We start from the raw sequence: 3,406 nt of genomic DNA, 5'->3' as shown, positions 1-3,406 counted from the left end.
GCTCAAAATCCTCCAGGATCAGGTAAACAGATCCGTTCGACAAAAATTTTTCATTGACAGGTTTCCGGGTCAGGGAGAATTTTGTCTCCTTGAGTTGTTCAGCCTGTAATTTGGCCATTTGCTTTACGGCCTCCCTGTCCTTAAAAAATTCATGTGCCGCAGTACCGTATCCCAGGAAATCCGGATAAACGAGCTCATCAAACCCTTCAATGGGAGCGAAAAAGAAAAAGACCTCGATCATTTTATCGTAAACAGCTCGGGCCTCAGCGGTACTTTTTCCCAGGGAGGATGGTTTCATTGTTGGCGGTTATGGAGGCCTACCGATTCATCTGATCAGACCCCTTTGTCTAAGATAAGTAAGATTTCGGAATAATCAGGGGGTACAAGAAGGCCTCCTAATTTCACCAGGATTAGCCAACCGCATTCTGAAAATACAAAAGACCAACTGCTTCCGCAGTTGGGTTTATTTTTGGCCCGGGACACTGGAAAACAAGTTTTCCGCGGCCCGTTCGCAAAAATAAAGGCCTTTGCTCATCGCAAAGGCCTTTTGTGCTTATCTGTAGCCTCACCAGGAATCGAACCTGGATCTAAAGTTTAGGAAACTTCTATTCTATCCGTTGAACTATGAGGCCATTTATTGGGATGGCAAATATACCATCTTGTTCCCTATTTTTAAAACAAGTTTACAAATAAATAAGGTTAACCCTGTTCCCTGAATTATACGACAAACCCCGCTTTATGCGGGGTTTTTAATTTATTGTTTCAGTATTCTACATCTTTGTCGACATGGCAGGGACCAGTTGCAAAGTCTCTACCTGTTCTCCCCAGAATTCGAAAGAGGCATCGATATTCTCTCCATCTTCCTCAAATGTTCCCCAGCCAAAGAGTTCATTGTAATCTTCACGCCAGGTATTTTCATTCTCCCTGGGTGGATCTGTCCTTTTATGGCTTTCGTAAGGTAGCGCCAGGACGAACTGATTGCGATTCCCCCCACTCTCCAATCTGAACAGCATCCTGGGATTTTTATTACCTCTCTTTTCGATGACCTTGGAAGCTCTGTACATCCACCTCCTGAATGCTCTTACACCATCAGCCTTCACATTAAAGGTGACCATCCTGACGAATTTGGCTGGAGGTGCCGGATTTTCCGGGTCATAGTTTATGGTCCCCCCGTTAAGGAGTTGCCATCTTACCTGCCCCCCGTTGTTGGCTGCGTATTTGCTGACGTTATCCCGCCAGTAATTTCCTTCTGCAGAACGATCCTTATCATAATCTGCCGGCGATTTCCGGGCTTCAATCCGCATATAGGTTCCCGAATTGGGTCCTGTGATAAATCGATACGTGACGATTGCCGTTTCCGGAGTGGTGTTGAACATGGCCGTTTTCTTAGCCGCAGCTTCTTCAAATTTTTGCTGCATTCCTTCCTTTGCGGTGTACCGCCATGTATTCCAGTACTCAGCGTTGTCATTCCGCTGACTGAACAAATGGGCACTCATACAGAACGCCATTAAAAATACTACTGCTTTTTTCATAATGGTTGGGTTTTTGGTTATCCCATCAATATACAACTAAAAGACTTACCAACCCCCTTTTAAACACATGTTTTTATTTGATTTTGAAGGGTTTACATACAGAATGGAAGACACATTGAGATAAGTCCAAAGGAATTCTTACACTTCCGAAGTTTTTAAAATTAAATGACTCCATGTATATTGCTATACCCCGATTTCAGACAGTGGATCCGATCCTTTTTCCTCATGATTTTTCTCCTCCTAAGGATCTCCCTTAATTTCATTTTTTATCGTATTTTAAGCTCCTTCTAATTTCAATTCAAAACCACTATCCATGAAAAAAGGAATACTCTTAACCCTTGCTTTTCTGCTCATCGCCTCCCTCGGATTCTCGCAAAGGAACCGCGGAAGTTCCGGGGCGGATGTATCTGCTAAAGAAAAACTCTCCCTGGACGGACTCAAACTCCGGAATGTAGGCCCTGCCTTTCTTTCCGGGCGGATCGCCGACATCGCATTGCACCCGGATGATCCCAATGTCTGGTATGTAGCCGTAGGTTCCGGTGGCGTCTGGAAAACCGTGAATGCCGGGACTACCTGGACCCCAATCTTCGACAAGGAGAGTACATATTCCATCGGCTGCCTGACCATTGACCCCAACAATCCCTCCACCATCTGGGTGGGTACAGGAGAAAATGTGGGAGGTCGCCACGTGGCCTGGGGCGATGGCGTCTACAAAAGTGAGGACGGGGGCAGTAGCTGGAAAAATATGGGCCTGAAAGCTTCCGAGCACATTTCCGAGATCATCGTTCACCCGGATAACCCTGATGTGATCTGGGTTGCCGCTCAGGGTCCGCTCTGGAATAAAGGGGGGGAAAGAGGACTCTACAAATCCGTAGACGGAGGAGCTACCTGGAATAAGGTACTCGGCGGAAATGAATGGACCGGGGTCACGGACATCATGCTCGATCCCAGGAATCCCGACCGCATCTATGCCGCTACCTGGCAAAGGCACAGAACCGTAGCCGCACTAATGGGCGGTGGACCGGATTCAGGCCTGCACCGATCAGAGGACGGGGGTGAAACCTGGGAAAAATTAAGTTCCGGCCTGCCCAGTTCCAATATGGGGAAGATCGGGATCGCCATTTCCCCTCAGCAGCCGGATGTGGTCTACGCCGCCATCGAACTCGACCGAACCCAGGGGGCCGTGTATCGCTCCGAAGATAGAGGGGCTTCCTGGAAGAAAATGTCGAACACGGTTTCCGGCGGTACCGGGCCGCACTACTATCAGGAACTCTATGCGAGTCCGCATGCCTTCGACCGCCTCTACTTGATGAACGTTCGTATCCTTACCTCCGATGACGGAGGAAAGACCTTTGTACAACTCAGGGAAGAAGACAAACACTCCGATAACCACGCCATCGCCTTCCGGGCAGATGATCCGGATTACCTCCTGGTAGGGACAGACGCAGGCATCTACGAAAGTTTCGACCTGGCGCAGACATGGAGATATATCAAGAACCTGCCGCTAACTCAATTCTACAAGGTGGCAGTGAACAACCAAAAGCCATTCTATCATATTTTTGGCGGAACACAGGATAATGGTTCCGCAGGTGGACCTTCCCGTACTGATGAGCAGCAGGGCATACGGAACGCACACTGGTATAAAACCCTGGGTGCAGACGGCCACCAGTCGGCCACCGACCCTGTTTACAACCACATTATCTACGCAGAGACCCAGCAAGGGGGCCTGCACCGGGTAGATCTGATCACTGGAGACAGGGTTTTTATACAACCTCAACCCCGCGCAGGTGAACCTCATGAGCGTTATAACTGGGATGCTCCTATCCTGGTGAGTCCGCATAAACCCTCCCGTCTGTACTTCGCATCATACAGGG

At 48.6% G+C, this 3,406-nt stretch carries 3 protein-coding genes and 1 tRNA gene; 1 reads left to right on the top strand and 3 read right to left on the bottom strand.

The window, feature by feature from the left end; translation table 11 throughout:
- From ABYP73_RS12415 to ABYP73_RS12405, 3 genes are all read right to left on the bottom strand, one after another.
- On the bottom strand, positions 1 to 298 hold a 298-nt coding region (locus ABYP73_RS12415), incomplete at its 3' end, for a hypothetical protein (RefSeq protein WP_372974541.1).
- Between the two features lie 262 nt (positions 299 to 560).
- Positions 561 to 632: transfer RNA gene (locus ABYP73_RS12410), tRNA-Arg, on the bottom strand.
- Positions 633 to 770: 138 nt separating this feature from the next.
- On the bottom strand, positions 771 to 1,532 hold the full coding sequence (locus ABYP73_RS12405; RefSeq protein WP_372974540.1) for a hypothetical protein: 762 nt from the start codon (positions 1,530 to 1,532) through the stop codon (positions 771 to 773).
- A gap of 313 nt (positions 1,533 to 1,845) precedes the next feature.
- Here ABYP73_RS12405 and ABYP73_RS12400 point away from each other — a divergent pair.
- Positions 1,846 to 3,406 (top strand): WD40/YVTN/BNR-like repeat-containing protein (locus ABYP73_RS12400; RefSeq protein WP_372974539.1); only part of this gene is annotated, 1,561 nt, incomplete at its 3' end.

The organism is Muriicola sp. (genome assembly GCF_041567615.1).
In the GTDB taxonomy this organism is placed as follows: Bacteria; Bacteroidota; Bacteroidia; order Flavobacteriales; family Flavobacteriaceae; genus Muriicola.
This window is presented reverse-complemented; position numbering and strand designations above follow the sequence as displayed.

Coding starts and splice junctions, on each gene's coding strand:
- ABYP73_RS12405 (WP_372974540.1), bottom strand. CDS start 1,532: ATGAAAAAAGCAGTAGTATTTTTAATGGCGTTCTGTATGAGTGCCCAT.